The sequence below is a fragment of the uncultured Maribacter sp. genome (genome assembly GCF_947496775.1).
In the GTDB taxonomy this organism is placed as follows: domain Bacteria; phylum Bacteroidota; class Bacteroidia; order Flavobacteriales; family Flavobacteriaceae; genus Maribacter_B.
The window spans coordinates 608,680-624,896 of sequence record NZ_CANMDU010000001.1 but is presented as its reverse complement, the minus strand read 5'-3'; the positions used below and the strand labels follow the sequence as shown (position 1 = coordinate 624,896).

12 protein-coding genes are annotated in these 16,217 nt (G+C 34.1%); 5 read left to right on the top strand and 7 right to left on the bottom strand.

Features of this window, described 5'->3' with window-relative positions; genetic code table 11:
- Positions 1-180 precede the first annotated feature (180 nt).
- Together Q0856_RS02860 and Q0856_RS02855 are read left to right on the top strand one after the other, a co-directional pair.
- Entirely contained in the window at positions 181-3,708 is a 3,528-nt protein-coding gene (locus tag Q0856_RS02860) for a nitrate reductase (protein ID WP_298502381.1), read from the top strand.
- An 11-nt stretch (positions 3,709-3,719) separates the two neighbouring features.
- Entirely contained in the window at positions 3,720-5,162 is a 1,443-nt protein-coding gene (locus Q0856_RS02855; protein WP_298473972.1) for a rubredoxin, read from the top strand.
- On the opposite strand, the gene Q0856_RS02850 is transcribed toward Q0856_RS02855, so the two are convergent.
- The gene (locus Q0856_RS02850; protein WP_298502378.1) at positions 5,148-6,227 is read right to left on the bottom strand and encodes an aminoglycoside phosphotransferase family protein; all 1,080 of its coding nucleotides are present in this window, start codon (positions 6,225-6,227) and stop codon (positions 5,148-5,150) included. The two genes, Q0856_RS02855 and Q0856_RS02850, sit on opposite strands and share 15 nt — an antisense overlap.
- 3 nt (positions 6,228-6,230) lie before the next feature.
- Positions 6,231-7,121: a sugar phosphate nucleotidyltransferase gene (locus Q0856_RS02845; protein ID WP_298502376.1), complete on the bottom strand. Its 891-nt coding sequence runs from the start codon at positions 7,119-7,121 to the stop codon at positions 6,231-6,233.
- A gap of 333 nt (positions 7,122-7,454) precedes the next feature.
- Between Q0856_RS02845 and hemN the strand changes: the two genes are divergently transcribed.
- Complete coding sequence (hemN, locus tag Q0856_RS02840) at positions 7,455-8,816, top strand: oxygen-independent coproporphyrinogen III oxidase (RefSeq protein WP_298502372.1); 1,362 nt, start codon at positions 7,455-7,457, stop codon at positions 8,814-8,816.
- Between the two features lie 11 nt (positions 8,817-8,827).
- Complete coding sequence (locus tag Q0856_RS02835; RefSeq protein ID WP_298502368.1) at positions 8,828-9,649, top strand: universal stress protein; 822 nt, start codon at positions 8,828-8,830, stop codon at positions 9,647-9,649.
- A 321-nt stretch (positions 9,650-9,970) separates the two neighbouring features.
- Here Q0856_RS02835 and Q0856_RS02830 read toward each other — a convergent pair whose 3' ends face one another.
- Entirely contained in the window at positions 9,971-11,776 is a 1,806-nt protein-coding gene (locus Q0856_RS02830; RefSeq protein WP_298502366.1) for a hypothetical protein, read from the bottom strand.
- A 130-nt stretch (positions 11,777-11,906) separates the two neighbouring features.
- Here Q0856_RS02830 and Q0856_RS02825 point away from each other — a divergent pair, with 130 nt between their 5' ends.
- Positions 11,907-13,130, top strand: coding sequence for a hypothetical protein (locus tag Q0856_RS02825; protein ID WP_298502363.1), 1,224 nt, complete (start codon positions 11,907-11,909; stop codon positions 13,128-13,130).
- Between the two features lie 3 nt (positions 13,131-13,133).
- Here the strand turns inward: Q0856_RS02825 and Q0856_RS02820 are convergent, their stop codons facing one another.
- Genes Q0856_RS02820 through ccoG form a run of 4 tightly spaced genes read right to left on the bottom strand, consistent with a single transcriptional unit; the run spans position 13,134 to position 16,152 of the window.
- On the bottom strand, positions 13,134-13,535 hold the full coding sequence (locus Q0856_RS02820; RefSeq protein WP_298473953.1) for a group III truncated hemoglobin: 402 nt from the start codon (positions 13,533-13,535) through the stop codon (positions 13,134-13,136).
- Between the two features lie 29 nt (positions 13,536-13,564).
- A complete protein-coding gene (locus Q0856_RS02815) occupies positions 13,565-14,269 on the bottom strand; it encodes a sulfite exporter TauE/SafE family protein (RefSeq protein WP_298502360.1) in 705 nt (234 codons plus the stop codon).
- Between the two features lie 7 nt (positions 14,270-14,276).
- Positions 14,277-14,729, bottom strand: coding sequence for a FixH family protein (locus Q0856_RS02810; RefSeq protein WP_298473947.1), 453 nt, complete (start codon positions 14,727-14,729; stop codon positions 14,277-14,279).
- Between the two features lie 7 nt (positions 14,730-14,736).
- The gene (gene ccoG, locus Q0856_RS02805; RefSeq protein WP_298502358.1) at positions 14,737-16,152 is read right to left on the bottom strand and encodes a cytochrome c oxidase accessory protein CcoG; all 1,416 of its coding nucleotides are present in this window, start codon (positions 16,150-16,152) and stop codon (positions 14,737-14,739) included.
- Between the last annotated feature and the right edge of the window lie 65 nt (positions 16,153-16,217).

The following is a 16,217-nucleotide window of genomic DNA, read 5'->3' as shown; positions in this document are numbered from 1 at the left end:
AACCTTTTTCTTGGATGCCTGCAAACACCCAAGTGTACTATAAATATCTCTTTTTTTAGTTCTTGTTTTTGAGAAATCTGTTTTTTATACCGCAAACTATTACGGATTAATTACTACGTATTAATACGTAATTTAATACCTTGCATACCTAGAATATAAGTGCCCCATAATACAAGAACAATGCAAAAAAATAAGATTCATAAAACAACATGTAGCTACTGCGGAGTTGGTTGCGGCATAGATGTTTCGGTAGATAACAAAGGAACTATTAGCGTAGAAGGCGATGAAAATTATCCGGTAAACAAAGGAATGTTATGTTCCAAGGGTATGAATCTTAATTACGTAGCTCAAGATACTACAGACCGTATTTTACATCCAGAAATGCGCTATAGTAGAAATCACCCCATGCAAAGAGTTTCTTGGGATACTGCTTTTCAAAGAGCTGCTGGTGTTTTTAAAACTATTATAGATAAACATGGCCCTAATAGTGTCGGGTTTTACGTTTCTGGGCAATGTTTAACAGAGGAATATTATTTGGTAAATAAATTAACCAAAGGTTTTATTGGTACTAATAATATTGATACCAATTCTCGTTTATGTATGAGTTCTGCCGTGGTTGGGTATAAAAAAACCGTGGGAGACGATTCGGTTCCTATTGCTTATGCAGATATAGAATTGGCGGATTGTTTTTTAGTTGCAGGAGCAAACCCAGCTTGGTGCCATCCTATACTTTTTAGACGTATAGAAAAGCATAAAGAAGAAAACCCAGATATTAAGATAATCGTTGTAGATCCAAGAAAAACACAAACCTGTGCATCGGCAGATTTGCATTTGCAAATTCTTCCTGGTACTGATGTTATTTTGTTTAATGCTATAGCACGTTGCTTAATAGAGAAGAAAAAAATAGACAAAAAATTCATAAAAAAACACACCATAAATTTCGATGCATGTCGCGAGAGTGCCTTTCAATTATCGGTTCGCCAAGCAGCAGAGAAATGTGGTATTCCTGCGGAAGACATTCGTAAGGCAGCAAAATATATTGGCGATGCTTCTGGTTTTATTAGTATGTGGACCATGGGCCTTAACCAAAGTGTTATTGGGGTAGATAAAAATGTTTCGTTACTCAACCTATCCTTATTAACGGGTCAGATTGGGAAACCTGGTTCTGGGCCATTTTCCCTTACTGGGCAGCCTAATGCTATGGGTGGTCGCGAAGTTGGTGGTATGGCAAATTTACTAGCAGCACATAAAGATTTAAGCAATCCTGAACACCGTAAAGAGGTGTCCGATTTTTGGGGAGGCAAAGAAATACAAGGAAAACCAGGTTATACGGCCACAGAAATGTTTAAAGCCTTGGAAAAAGGCGATTTAAAAGCTATTTGGGTTATTTGTACCAATCCTGTAGTGAGTATGCCCAATGCTAAGCAAATAGAAAGGGCTTTAGAGAAGGCTAGTTTTGTGGTAGTACAAGATATATCGCACAACTCGGAAACAACTAAATATGCCGATTTGTTGTTGCCAGCCGCTGGCTGGTTAGAAAAGGAGGGTACAATGACCAACTCCGAGCGTAGGGTTAGTTATTTACCAAAGGTTATTGATGCTCCCGGAGAAGCACTGCCAGATGCAGAAATTCTTTGGAAATTTGCCCAAGCAATGGATTTTACTGGGTTCGATTATACAAATGCTAGCGAAGTGTATGATGAACATTGTAGACTTACCAAAGGCACTAAAATAGATGTTTCCGGACTTTCTTATGATAGATTAAAGGACGAAGGGAGTTTCCAATGGCCTGTACCACATAGTACGCACCCAGGAACTCCAAGACTTTTTCAGGACAAGGAATTTTTTACTCAAGATAAGATGGCACATTTTAATGCGCCAAGGCAAATATATAATCAGTCCGAAACTACGAACGAAGAGTTTCCTTTAATCCTAAATACAGGAAGGGTACGCGATCAATGGCATACCCGTACAAAAACCGGAAAAGTAAAGCGTTTGCTTACCCATATTCCGCAACCTTATTTAGAAATGAATAAGGTCGATGCCTATTTACGTAATTTAAAAGATGGCGATATTGCAGTAATTAAAAGTCGTAGGGGAGAGGTACAGGTAAAGGTTCAAATTAATTTTGATATTCGTGAGAGTGTGGTTTTCTTACCCATGCATTGGGGAAAAATGTTAAATAACGATTTTGGTAGAGCCAATAACCTAACCAACGATTTAGTAGATCCCGTTTCCAAAGAACCCGATTTTAAATACTGTGCGGTACAAGTAGAAAAATTCAGTAAGAAAGAGGAAAAAGTGGTGGTAATAGGAGCAGGAGCTGCTGCCTATCGTTTTATTCAATCGTACAGAGAAAAGAACGAAGTAGATCAGATACACGTATTTTCTAAAGAAAAAGACCCGTTTTATAATCGTGTTCTTTTACCTGAGTATGTTAGTGATGAGTTGGGTTGGGAGGCTTTAGAAAAACTAAAGAAAGGCGAACTAGAAAAGTTAGAGGTAAACCTACATTCCGGAAACGGTATTGTAGCGGTAAATACCGAAGGAAAAACGGTAACCGATGAAAAAGGCGTTCAGCATTCCTATGATCGGCTTATTATGGCAACGGGTAGTAGAGCTTTTGTTCCAGACGATGCCCAAATGAAATTACCAGGACGTTTTACCATGCGTGAGCGTGGCGATGCCGATAAACTTAAAAAGTACTTAGACGAAACGGGCTTGTCCGCAGAAGAACAACACGTAGTTATTGTAGGTGGCGGATTGCTAGGATTAGAACTGGCTGCTGCACTTAAAAAGATAGATGTAAATATTAGTATTGTACAACGTGCCCCAAGATTAATGGAGCGCCAGTTAGATCGTGTAGCGAGTCGTTTGCTTGCTGAAGACGTTAAAGAACGGGGTATTACCATTTATTTTGATAATGAAGTAAGCACTGTATTTAAAGAAAGAGAAAGTGAACATTCTCTCTTGGTGAATTTAAAAACAGGCCGTACCGTAAAATGTAATGCTATAGTATATGCTATTGGTACCCGGCCGAATATAGAGCTAGCAAAACAGTCCAATATAGAAACCCGTCGTGGAGTAGTTGTAAACTCGTATTTGCAAACCAGTGACCCTTCTATTTTTGCATTAGGAGAAATTGCAGAGTTTAATAATATGCTTTTCGGAATAACATCGGCAGCTGAACAACAAGCAGATATTGCAGCTAATTATATGTTGGGCGATTATGGTAGCATGTACAACGGTTCTGTATTAATGAATATTCTAAAGTTCGAGAATCTAGACCTTTGTAGTATTGGTATGGCTTACACGCCCAGCAATGATGATAGCTATGAAGAAATTATTCTGATGGATGTGAGTAAGCGTTTTTATAAAAAATGTATTGTAAAAGACGATATGCTAAAAGGTGCTATTTTAATGGGCGATAAGAATGAGTTTGCCGAATTTAAAAGGCTGATAGAAGAAGAAATAGAACTCTCCGAAAAAAGAAATGAACTGCTCCGTGGGGCTAGTAATACAGAGCCCTTAAAAGGCAAGCTTGTATGTTCTTGTAGCCAAGTAGGCGAAGGGAATATTATAGAAGCTATTCAAGGAGGGTGTACAGAATTTACTAAATTATGTTCCCAAACAGGGGGCGGATTAGGTTGTGGTAGCTGTAAACCAGAAATAAAAGAAATTTTAAATTCCCAATTGGCAACAGTTTAAAAAGAAGAAGTATGAACGACGATTTGCATAGAATTTTAATAAAAGGTGGAATTACTTCTCCAGGAGAATTAAAAGATAGCATCACCATGTTAGAAGCAGCCGGATTAAAGGAAGTTTACTTTGGTTCGCGACAAGATTTACTTTTTCCTCTGGATGATGTATCCGAAAAACAGTTGGAGAATTTATCTATGTTTAATACCGATATAGCGTCAGAAAGAGCGTATCAAAATATAGTATGTTCCTATGTCGCAGCCGATATTTTTGATATGACGCATTGGTTAAAAGGTTCTACCTATCTCTATATTTTAGAGGGATTTAATTTTTTGCCCAAACTAAAAATAAATATTACCGACCCTAAGCAAAGATTGGTTCCCGTTTTTAGTGGAAATCTAAATTTTATAGCATCAGAGAGTGAAGACTATTGGTATTTGTATATAAAATTACCAGGTTGGCAAGAAGGGGCTTATTACCCAGTACTAGTATACAGTTGGGATATTACAAAGATTGCGCAGGCTATTGAAGATATTTACGAAGAGGTAGCATCTGTGGACGATATCTTTTTTATCCTAAACAAAAAGTTAGAAACCAATAATAAGGTAATGGAGAAGGAATTAGACATTCCGTATATTACTTTTCCGTACTATGAGGGGATGAACCGTATGGGCCTAGATGAGTATTGGCTGGGTTTATATTGGCGTAATAATAAGTACGATTTAGATTTTTTAAAACATTTTTGCGAATTCTGTCTAGACAATAGTATTGGTAGAATATGCATTACACCTTGGAAATCTTTTATCGTAAAAGGAATTAAAACAGAAAGTAGGCCGCAATTAGAACGTTTCTTAGGACAGTGGGGAATTAATGTTCGACATTCGCAATTGGAAATGAATTGGCATTTGCCTGTAGATGATAAGGAAGCTCTAGAGCTTAAAAAATTCTTGGTGCGTAGTTTTGACCAGAATGATATTAGTACCTATGGACTTACCTTCGGTATTAGTGATACACCCGGAAAGAGAACCCATTTTGCATCGGTTTTAATAGAAAAAAATACGCCACCAAGTATTGTTAAAGATTTTGATGTTAGACCAACGTATAACGTGCTGCATTTTAAAAACTTTGACCCCAATACACAGCGGTATAAGCTATATGCCCAAGATGTAGATAAAATAGAATTGCCGGGTTTATTAATGGAACTTAGTAAAAAGTATTTTGGACAATTGGGAAGCCCTAAAAAGCCCACAAAGAAAGCAGAAAAGAAAAACCCGGAAGAGCCTTCGGAAATACACCAGTGTAATTCTTGTTTTACTATTTATGATGCTTTTTACGGGGATAGTAAAAGGAATATAAAAGCAGGAACTTCTTTTGAAGAGCTCCCAGAAACGTATACTTGCCCTGTTTGTGAAGCATCCAAATCTTCTTTTAAAAAGACGTATTTGGTTTTAGGAACTCGGTAATAGTCTTTGTTTAAGCGGCATAATTTCCTGAGTAATAAAATCTATCTCGGCAAGTGCTTTTTTTGCAAAATTAAATAGACTTAATGCTCGGTCTAGATTCTGATTTTCGTATGCCACTTGGTAATATATATTACCGTTGAGGTAATCTGTTAAAGCCCGCAAACCATGAATAAAGGGCATAAAGATAACACCTAGGGGTAAGGTTTTTAATTCGGCAGAGGATAAAAAGCCCGAGTGGCATTTTAAACCATTTATAAATGCAGTGAACAACTGTTTATTAAAGGTTATTTTGCTATGGTCTTTTTCATCTTCCGGAGCTGTATTTACAATAGTACGGATAGCATCGCCAAAATCATAAAAGAAGTATCCGTTCATAATAGTATCTAAATCTATAAGACAAAGTGCCTTATTGTTAGTTGTGGAAAATAATATGTTATTTAATTTGGTGTCGTTATGGCAAACCCTAGCGGGTAATTTAGGATTTTCCAAAGGAGCCAGTACCTGGAAAAAAGTATCGGTATAGGCTAATGCCTCTTTAGCGGTTTCTTTTCTTTCAGCTGTAGCGGTTTCTAAAGCTTGTATAAACTGTTTTCTCCGAGTCTCTAAACTATGAAAATCGGGAATAGTATCTGTATAATCTTTGGCGTATTCTTTTTGTAGCTGGTAATGAAAAATACCAATTATTTTACCAGCTTCTAAAGCAATGTTTGTATTGGTAGTAGTATTATAAACAATACTATCTTTTAGATAGGTCATTACGCGCCAAACACCATTTTCTGTATTAAGGTATGTTTGGTTTTTCTCTGTTTTAAGAAATTCAATTTTAGCATATTCCTTATGCTCTAAAAGATGAACTGCTCTGGTTATGTTTTGCATTAACCCATCTATATTTGGAAAAACATTGGTGTTAATCCGTTGTAAAATACAAATAGGAGTGCTTGCATCCGAAACTAAAAAGGTCGCATTTATTAACCCATTGGTCAAAGGAGAAAAATGATACTTTTTATCGCCTTCTATAAAATGAGATACTATAGCATGTAAAGTTTTATCCGAATACTTTCGCATTTTTTAATCTTGCCAAAGCGGAACAGGGTATTCCTTGTTCTCCACCTTTTCGTTTAAGGCTTGGGCTACTTCCTCTCGGTCTTCGGCATAGGTTATCCCAAACCATTGCCCGTTAGATGGTACAGCTTTTATAGAATCTTCTCCAGATTCTATTAGTTTTTTTAGAATTAATGGAAGGTATAGTTCACTATTTTTAATTAAGCGCTCATCTTCTAAAAAAGATATAAACTCTTCTTCTATAGCTTCAAATATTTCGGATTGACATATCCAAAAATTCATACTAGCTAATTCTTCCCCAGAGAAAATAGTTCCAGTAGCAGAATCGGTTATTGTATTATTTTTCTTTTCAATCTTTAAATGTTCTTCAATAGCTACTAAATTATGATCTCCGTTTATTTTACATATTCCTCTTGAGACAGAACCATTATTAGATAATGTATCTTTTAAAGTATAGCCAACAAGTCCGTAACTATTTTCCGTGTCTGGGTTACTAATAAAATTAGCAGCATTTATAAATGCATTTTTTCCGTAGTAATCATCTGCATTAATCACTACAAATGGATTTTCTATAACATGGCGTGCAGCCCATACAGCATGGGCAGTTCCCCAAGGTTTTTCTCTTTCTCCCGAAAAACCAACACCATATGGCAAGTCTAAAGTTTCTTGCGCAATTACATCCAAATCTATATCTTCAGGAATACGTTCGTCTAAGTGGTTATGTGTAAAGTCCACTTTATCTTTTTGGGTAATAACAACGATTTGGGTAAATCCGGCTTCTATAGCATCAAAAATGCTGAATTCCATTAAAAGCTCTCCATTAGGCCCTAAATCATCAAATTGTTTTAACTTCCCATATCGGCTTCCGCGTCCGGCTGCCATCAATAATAATGTCATAATTTAAAAATGTTAAAAAGTAGTTTTTTTACTACTATAAAGATATTTTAAAATTTGGTTAGCATGGAAATCTAACGTTAAATTTTACGTTTTGTTTTGCAATTTTAAGAGAAAATAGGAATAAATAGATTTTTTGTCCTAAATCTGTCTTTTAGTAGGGTTAACGAAGAGAATAAAATTGACTTTTATTGTAATTACTGTGGATGTTTTGTAATAATTAGTTCCTGCCAAAATTTTTATTTATTAAAGTTTTACATGTATAGAAATCGTATATGACATTTATCATGTTTTTTCCTTTTAGATGCACCTAATTTTGTGGTGTAAATAACAGGTATGTGCAGTTTAGTTCAAAAATATAATATTCCAGGTCCTAGGTATACTAGCTATCCTACAGTTCCTTATTGGAATATGGATACATTTTCTGGAAAAAAATGGGAGGCTACGCTAGCCCAGAGTTTTTCAGAGAGTAATGCTAAAGAGGGTATAAGTTTATATATACATTTACCATTTTGTGAGAGTCTATGTACCTTTTGTGGTTGCCATAAACGCATTACCAAGCGCCATGAAGTAGAATCTCCTTATATAAAAACACTATTAAAAGAATGGGAGTTATATATTAATTTATTTTCAGAAAGACCTAAAATAAAAGAATTACATCTTGGCGGTGGTACACCAACGTTCTTTTCTCCAGAAAATTTAAAAATGCTCATAAATGGCATTTTTATGTTAGCTGAGAAAGCAGAAGGATACGAGTTTAGTTTTGAAGGTCACCCTAATAATACCACGAGAGAGCATTTGCAAGCATTATATGATGTTGGTTTTAGAAGGGTTAGTTATGGAGTACAGGATTATAATGAAACCGTTCAAAAAGCAATACATAGAGTACAACCTTTTGAAAACGTAAAAAAAGCCACGGAAATAGCCAGAGAAATAGGGTATACCTCTGTTGGTCACGATATCATATTTGGATTGCCATTTCAGTCTCTAGAACATGTAAAGGAGACCATACTAAAAACAAAAGAGCTTAGGCCAGATCGTTTAGCATTTTATAGTTATGCACATGTTCCATGGATAAAAGGAAATGGACAAAGAGGATATAAAGATTCTGATTTACCGTCTGCAGAAGAAAAGAGAGAGCAGTATGAAGAAGGTAAAAAATTACTTAAGGAAGTAGGGTATAATGAAATAGGGATGGATCATTTTGCCTTGCCTTCCGATAGTCTACATAAATCTATGGATGCTGGTAAGTTGCATCGTAATTTTATGGGGTATACTGCATCTAAAACACAGCTTATGATAGGTTTAGGAGCTTCTAGTATTAGCGATAGCTGGTATAGTTTTGCTCAAAATGTAAAAAGCTTAGAAGAGTATAAACAATTAGTAGAAAACCAAATAATACCAATATATAGAGGACACATTTTAACACAGGAAGATGAAATAATTAGGAAGCACATTTTAAACCTTATGTGTACGTACCAGACTTCTTGGTCTAGTAATAAAATGCTTTTTGAAGATATAGAAATTGTTTTAGAAAAATTGCACGAAATGCAATTGGATCAATTAGTTACTATAACTGAAAATACATTGCAAGTGACACAAAAGGGGAAGCCGTTTATACGTAATATATGTATGGCTTTTGATGTTCTTTTACACAGAAAATCCCCCGAAACTCGTTTATTTTCAATGACCATTTAAATTCTAATATCATGAAAAAAATAATTGTACCTATAGATTTTTCCGAACAATCTGAGAATGCTTTAAAAGTAGCTGTGTCTTTAGCTAAAAAACATAATTCAGAAATTTTAGTATTGCATATGTTAGAGCTAAACCAAGCTATGATTTCTTCCGAAGGAGGAATGCATCCAGAACAAACTGTTTTCTTTTTAAAACTTGCAGAAAAGAGGTTTAAAGAATTTTTAAATAAAGAGTATTTAAAAGACATTAAACTTACTCCAATTATAAAACACTTTAAAGTGTTTAGTGAAGTAAATGAAGTAGCAAATGAAAATAATGCCGATTTAATTATCATGGGTTCTCATGGTACCGACGGACTTAAAGAAATATTTGTTGGTTCTAATGCCGAAAAAGTAGTTAGGAACGCAGATATACCAGTATTGGTAATAAAAAAAGAACACCAAGATTTTAAAATAGACAATTTCGTTTTTGCCTGTGATTTTAAAGAGGAAAGCTTAGTAGCTTATAAAAAAGCAAAAGCTTTTTCTGATATGTTAAATGCAAAAATGGAATTGATTTTTATAAATATTCCTGGAGACGATTTTTTAAGTACCTCTGATGCGTATAAGCGTATTAATAAATTTTTACGTAAAGGTTCTATTGGTGCTGAGGTACAGATCTATAATGACTATAGTGTAGAAAAAGGAATATTAAATTATAGTGATCATAGTGGTGCAGATATTATTGGTATTCCTACGCACGGACGTAAAGGTCTCTCGCATTTTTTTATGGGAAGTATAGGGGAAGATGTGGCAAACCACTCTAATATACCTGTAGTAACGTTTAGGATTTAGTGATTTATTTATATAGTTTTAGTTGATGTAAAGGGGAAGTTGTAGTTGGCTTCCCTTTTCTTTTGTTATAAATTGAAATACGTTTACTCGATAATCGAGATTTAAATGCTCCGACGCTTGCGTCGAAATCAATGCTAATTTTCCTTCTAATGCCTCGTGGGCTTGCCCCGAGGTTTTTTACTAAAGGTTAAGAGTAAAAAAGTAGCTGCCTCATAGTATATCTATGAGGCATCAATGGAAGACTACTTTTTATTTAGAAATTTGCCTTGGAGTAGTTAATCTCCATTATCGAATAAATCACTTCTATTCGGAGAAAAAACGTTAAGTTAAAGCACTTTTTAATGGTTTTGGTAATTGCATTTTTTCAATTTCAATAGCCATATTATCTAATACACTTTTACCAAGTTCTAGCTCTTTTAAGAAAGATGCTTTTTTGATAAATAGATTTTGATAGTATGTTATACCTTCATTTAAGTTGTTTTTAAATGTAGTAAGATATTTAATTTGTTTGGCAGTAATTACATTTTTGGTTTCTTCTATTTTTTCTTCTAAATAATTTAAATAAATACCCAATTCTTTTATAAACATATGTGGACGATCGGTTCTAGTAATAACGTTAGCACGCCCGTAAATATGATCTATCATTTCTTCTAATTTCATTATTTTAGAATAGTATGCCATGTTTGGACCAGGACAAATAGATACACCTGGACCTTCTGTTTTAGTATCTAAACCATAGGCAAGTAACGCAGAGGTGCCTAGGCCAACACAAGTACAAGATTTTTCAACTATTTTTTCGTATTTAAGTTTGTACTGTTGCTCCGTTAATTTTTCTTTATCTAGTTCTTGCAATTTTAGGTGTTGGTATTGTCTAGAAGCAACGCATAAACCAGAATCTTCAAAATCCTTGTTTAGAGAAACGAACTTTTTTGGGCAAGAACTACCGGGTCTGTTTTTTGCAATATTCTTTGCTTTTTCCTCATCTTTTGTATTTCCTCTTAAGCTATGAAAAGGAATTCCTAAAGGAGAAATATTACTTAGATAAAGGTCTTTTTCTTTGGCTTCGACAAGTTGTTTAACGGTTGCATTGTCTACAGTTGTAGCTTCTGGAACTAGTAAAAAAGGTGTTCCCCAACCTACAGAATCTACGTTGTAATGGTTTAACATAAAATCGTGCTCTTCTGATGTACCTACACCACCTTGAGCGGTTAGTTTTATAGGTAATACGTTTTTGGGAGCCTTTTTTCCTTTTCTTTCTAAGGCAGGAGCAAAAATAGAATATATAGAAGCGGCCAAATCTTCTTTTTCATTTTTAAATTGTTCTAAAATCGGGCCCATTAGATAGCCATCGGTCGCAAAAGCATGACCGCCACAATTTAGACCAGATTCTATGCGGTACTCGGAAACCCATAGCCCCTTTTTAGCTAAAAATTTACCTTGAATTAATGCGGATCTATAATCACTAACTTTAAGAACAATTTTCTTTTTTATGTATCCGTTTTCATCTGGGAAAAAATCTTCAAATTGTTCTAGATAACTATATAATCTAGGGTTCATTCCAGCAGACAGAATAAGAGAGGAGTTAAGGTTACTAGTTGCATACCCTCTAAGGGCCGCATGAGCGTCATTATACTCCGTAGGTAATTGCTCTTTTTTTACATAATTATCCTTGTCAACTTTGGTCATTATGTTAACGTCAATACTACCCATAGATAAATTGTCTTTAAGCCAATGCTTAATTTCATCTAGGTTAAAATGTTCTTTCGTTAACGTATTAAATTCTTGCTTTAAGGACGAAGAATCTGGTAAAATAGAAAAGTATTTTTTTATTTCATTGCTCGATTCTTGCGTGGCACTTTTTAATGCCTCGAATTTTTCTTCTGCTAAATTTTGAATTAGATTAAGATAAGAAGTTATTCTTTTAGCTCTAAAATCCTCCATTTTTTCTGTAATTTCGGAATAGGGTAATTCTGAAATTTCGCAATACATTTTGCGAAGTTTCTCTAATAGAATATCATCTACTAAGGAAATTACAGAGTCTATTCCAAAAGGAGAAACTTTTAAAGGAGAATCTATGGTAAAGCCTATTCCCATAACAGGAATATGAAACGAATGTTTTTTTGCCATGTCTTTTTTGTTACGATTGGATAGGTAAATACATTAGTTAATTTACCAAACGCAAATTTTCGATTTTTCTACTCTATAAAACATGATATTTGTCAGGTATTAATAGCTGTATTGTAATTAGTTTAACGTAATGAAACCAACCATCTTAAAGTTAAAACAACATATTTTAATTGCTCTCGGGTACTTTTTTATAGCTGCATTCCTAGGTGTTGTATTGCGTTTTTTTCGTGTGTTAGATATTCCTGTGAATTATAAGTTTATAGTACATACACACTCGCATATAGCACTTTTAGGTTGGGTTTATTTGGCTTTAACGACTTTATTGTATAGGTTATATTTAAGTAATCAAAATTTAGATAAACGCTATAGTCGTATTTTTTGGTTTACCCAAATGACTTTAGCGGGAATGCTATGCAGTTTTCCTTTTCAAGGGTATGCCTTATTATCCATTACATTTTCTACCCTGTTTTTATTTGCGTCTTATTGGTTTGCATGTTTTTTTGTTACGAACACTCCTAAAAAAATTAAGAACACCTATTCTTATACCTGTTTTTTAATAGCCCTGGGTTATTTGTTGCTCTCTAGTATTGGTCCATGGGTATTGGGTATTGTAATGAATACTTTAGGGCCAACCTCTGTCTGGTACAGAATTGCAATATATTTTTATTTGCATTTTCAATATAACGGTTGGATGATTATGGGACTGCTAGGAGCTTTCTTTTTTTTATTGGAAAGTAGTGAAATAGTACTAGGAAAAAAGCAATTTGAACGCTTTATCTGGGGTTTTAATATAGGAATAGTATTTACTTTTTTACTTTCTGTTTTATGGGTAAATCCTCCTGTGTATGTTAATTATTTGGCGGGCTTTGGAGCTGTATTGCAGATGGCAGCTTTTGGTTATTTATTCCGGGGATTCTTAAAGCTTAAAATAACTTATAGAGGGCTATTTTCTAATGTACAACTAAGTATGATTACTTTCTTAGTTGGTTTATTAATTTTTAAAATGTCTTTGCAATTGCTTTCTGCGGTTCCTTATTTTGCAACATTGGCGGCTACAGTCTTAGATTTTACCATTGCATATTTACATTGGACATTCTTAGGAGTGGTAACTATCGGTCTCTTTTTATTTGCAGATATTTTTGGGCTTATAAGAATATCTGAAAGGAGTTTTTATGTGTATATTATTGGTTTTTTACCTACGGAATTTTTAATATTTTACAAGGGATTTGGTGTTTGGCAGAATAAACCCATTATAGATAATTACGACATTATTTTGGCCATAGTAAGCATCTTTATTCCCATAGCATTACTACTAATTTTAAAAGACAATATTAAGGGAGTATATATGAAATAACATCTATTCTGTATTTTTTTTTCTATGTTCAAACATATGCATGAATAACATGGTAGACATTTTTTGAGCCCTATTTTTAGCTATCCAAGCTGTTTCTCCATCAAATAATTGATCAATAGTAGCAAACCAGGTATTTAACCAAAGACCAAAATGCTCAGAGGTAATAGTGCCATTACTTTTGGTATCTACCTCTTGGTGTGCTGTAACGGGGTTGCCGTGGTATTTTCGTTTTAAGAAAAGTTGAGTTTCCCAAAAATCGGTAAGTAGAACTAAATGGGCATCCCAATCCTTTATAATGGAATTGAATATGGGGCCAAGTACTTGATGTGCTCTAATTTTTTCGTAAAAGGTTTCTACAAGTAGTTTTACATCGTCTCTATTTTCGATGTCCTTTTTTAGAATCATGACTATTTGTTTAAAAAATGTTAAGATAGTTAATTATGGCACTCCATTCCAGATGATACTACTTCTGTTACAGGTTTAGGTGAAATATATGGAATACCTAACCCCAATCCTCTTATAATGAAGAGAGCTCCTATAAGGATAACAAATACGGGAATTATTTTTTGTATTTTTTGCCTTGCCACTCCTTTTAAAAGACTGCTAAAATAAATTGCAGTGGTCATTAAAGGAATGGTTCCTAGTCCAAAAAGAAGCATGTAAACAGAACCTTGCCATGCGTTAGCCATAGCTATGGCTCCAAATAATGCCATATATACTAAACCGCAAGGAAGAAAACCGTTTAAAAAACCTATGGTTAAAAAAGTGTCTGGAGTTTTTTTCTTTAACTCTTTTCCTAATTGGTTTTTAACCTTGCTTATAATTTTATATACAGGTTTAGAAAAATTGTATTTGTTAAATGTTTTATATGGAATAAGAACTATTAGAATCATTAGAACTCCAATAGCGATTGACAATTTTTGTTGTAAACCAAATACTTGTAGGCCTTTACCTAAAAAACCAAATACTAATCCCATAATCGCATAAGCTAATAAACGACCAAAATGGTAAATAAAAATTTGTGTAAATTTTTTAAGATTACTTTCTCTATCTACCGGGAGCATAAATGCAATGGGGCCACACATGCCCACGCAGTGCAAACTACCCATTATTCCTAAAGCTATAGCAGATAGTAGCATTTACATTTTACTTTTGTTGTACATAAGTAATACTTTCTTTGTAAAGATATTCTTTGCCTTTATAGTTCCAGAATATTTTAATGTCCCAGCGACCATCTAACAAACGTTTGTCAGGTATGAGCAAATGTGAATTGGACAGACTTAAGGGTAAGTCAAAATCCAAGTGTTTATTAGATGGTCTGTATAGGGACAAAGTTCCGTTTACACTTTGGGAATCTATATTTTTCGGAAATTTAATTAGAAGGCCTTCTTTTGTTTTTTCTAGAAAGACATTCATTTCTTTTGCATTATTTTCAGCATCTATTTCTTTTTGATAGCCCAATTCTGCTTTGTAATATTCTTTAGTTACTAGATCATGATTAGCTCTATTATCGGTACTCATTCTAACTACAAAAAATAGAATAAAGCTAATAAAGCCAATAAAAGCAATTACAATACCTGTTCCCCAGTTTATTTTCATAGTTCTGTTATTTATAACTTCTTGGTGCTAAAAATCTAGCCATAGTGGTTTCAATGAGTTTATCACCACTATACACACCGATTTCTAATTTGTCTTTGTCACCATTTAAAGCGGAATTATTAATTTCAATAAACAAAGTTCCTTCTGCTAATTCTTGTGCTTTTACAGTAAAATCTTCATGACGAACCAACTCTATTGTTCCTTTATGAGATAGTAGTTTAAAGCTAACATCTTCAATGTTTCTGGACGTTTTGTTTACTAATTTATAGGTGTAAACATTACTAATAATGTTTCCTTCTTTATGTTCGTATAATTGTCCTGGTAATCTTAAGATATTGGCTTCTAGTTCGTTTCTTAAAAATAGCATACCTACAAGAATTCCGATAAGAATAAAAAGAACAGCCGAATACCCTTTAAGTCTTGTCGTGAACTTAAATTTATCTTTATTTTCTATATTATCTTCACTTGCATAACGAATTAACCCTTTTGGTAAATTTACTTTATCCATTATGGTATCGCACTCATCAATACAAGCAGTACAGTTAATACATTCTAGTTGGGTGCCATTACGAATGTCAATGCCAGTGGGGCAGACGTTTACGCATTGAAAACAGTCAATACAATCGCCATTGCCAAGGGCCGAACGATCTTCATTTTTTCTAAATTTTTTCCTTCCATTTTCTCCTTCTCCGCGTTTATGGTCATAGGCAACAACTACAGATTTATTGTCCAACAAAACACCTTGCATTCTGCCATATGGACAAGCTATAATACAAACCTGTTCTCTAAACCAAGCAAAAACAAAATAGAAGATTCCAGTAAAAATTAATAATGAAACTAGGGTACTTATATGGTTTAAAGGATTGTCTATTATGTATTGTATTAAACGGTCGCTACCGATTAAATAAGCCAAAAATACATTGGCAATGAGAAAAGAAATAACAAAGAAAACAGTCCATTTAAGAACGCGTTTTCTTATTTTTTCAGGATTCCAAGGTTGTCTTTCTAATTTTATTTGAGCCCCGCGATCGCCATCAATCCAGTATTCTATTCTACGGAATACCATTTCTAAAAATATGGTTTGTGGACACATCCATCCACAAAATATACGTCCAAAAGCTACCGTAAATAAAGCAATGAAGATAACTCCTATTATCATGGAGATTACAAACAAATGAAAATCCTGAGGCCAAAAAGGGAATCCGAATATATTAAATCGTCTTTCTAAGACATTAAACATTAAAAATTGATTCCCATTTATTTTAATAAAAGGAGATGCTATAAGGAACAAGAGTAGGGCATAACTCACCCATTTGCGATATTCATAGAATTTACCGCTAGGTTTTTTAGGAAAAACCCAAGCACGTTTCCCTTCTTCATTGATGGTACCTATAGAATCTCTAAATTTTTCGTCTTGTGCCATTACGACTCTTGCTTTACTCGATAATCGAGATTGGAATGTTTTGAGTACTTATTCGTACGAAATAC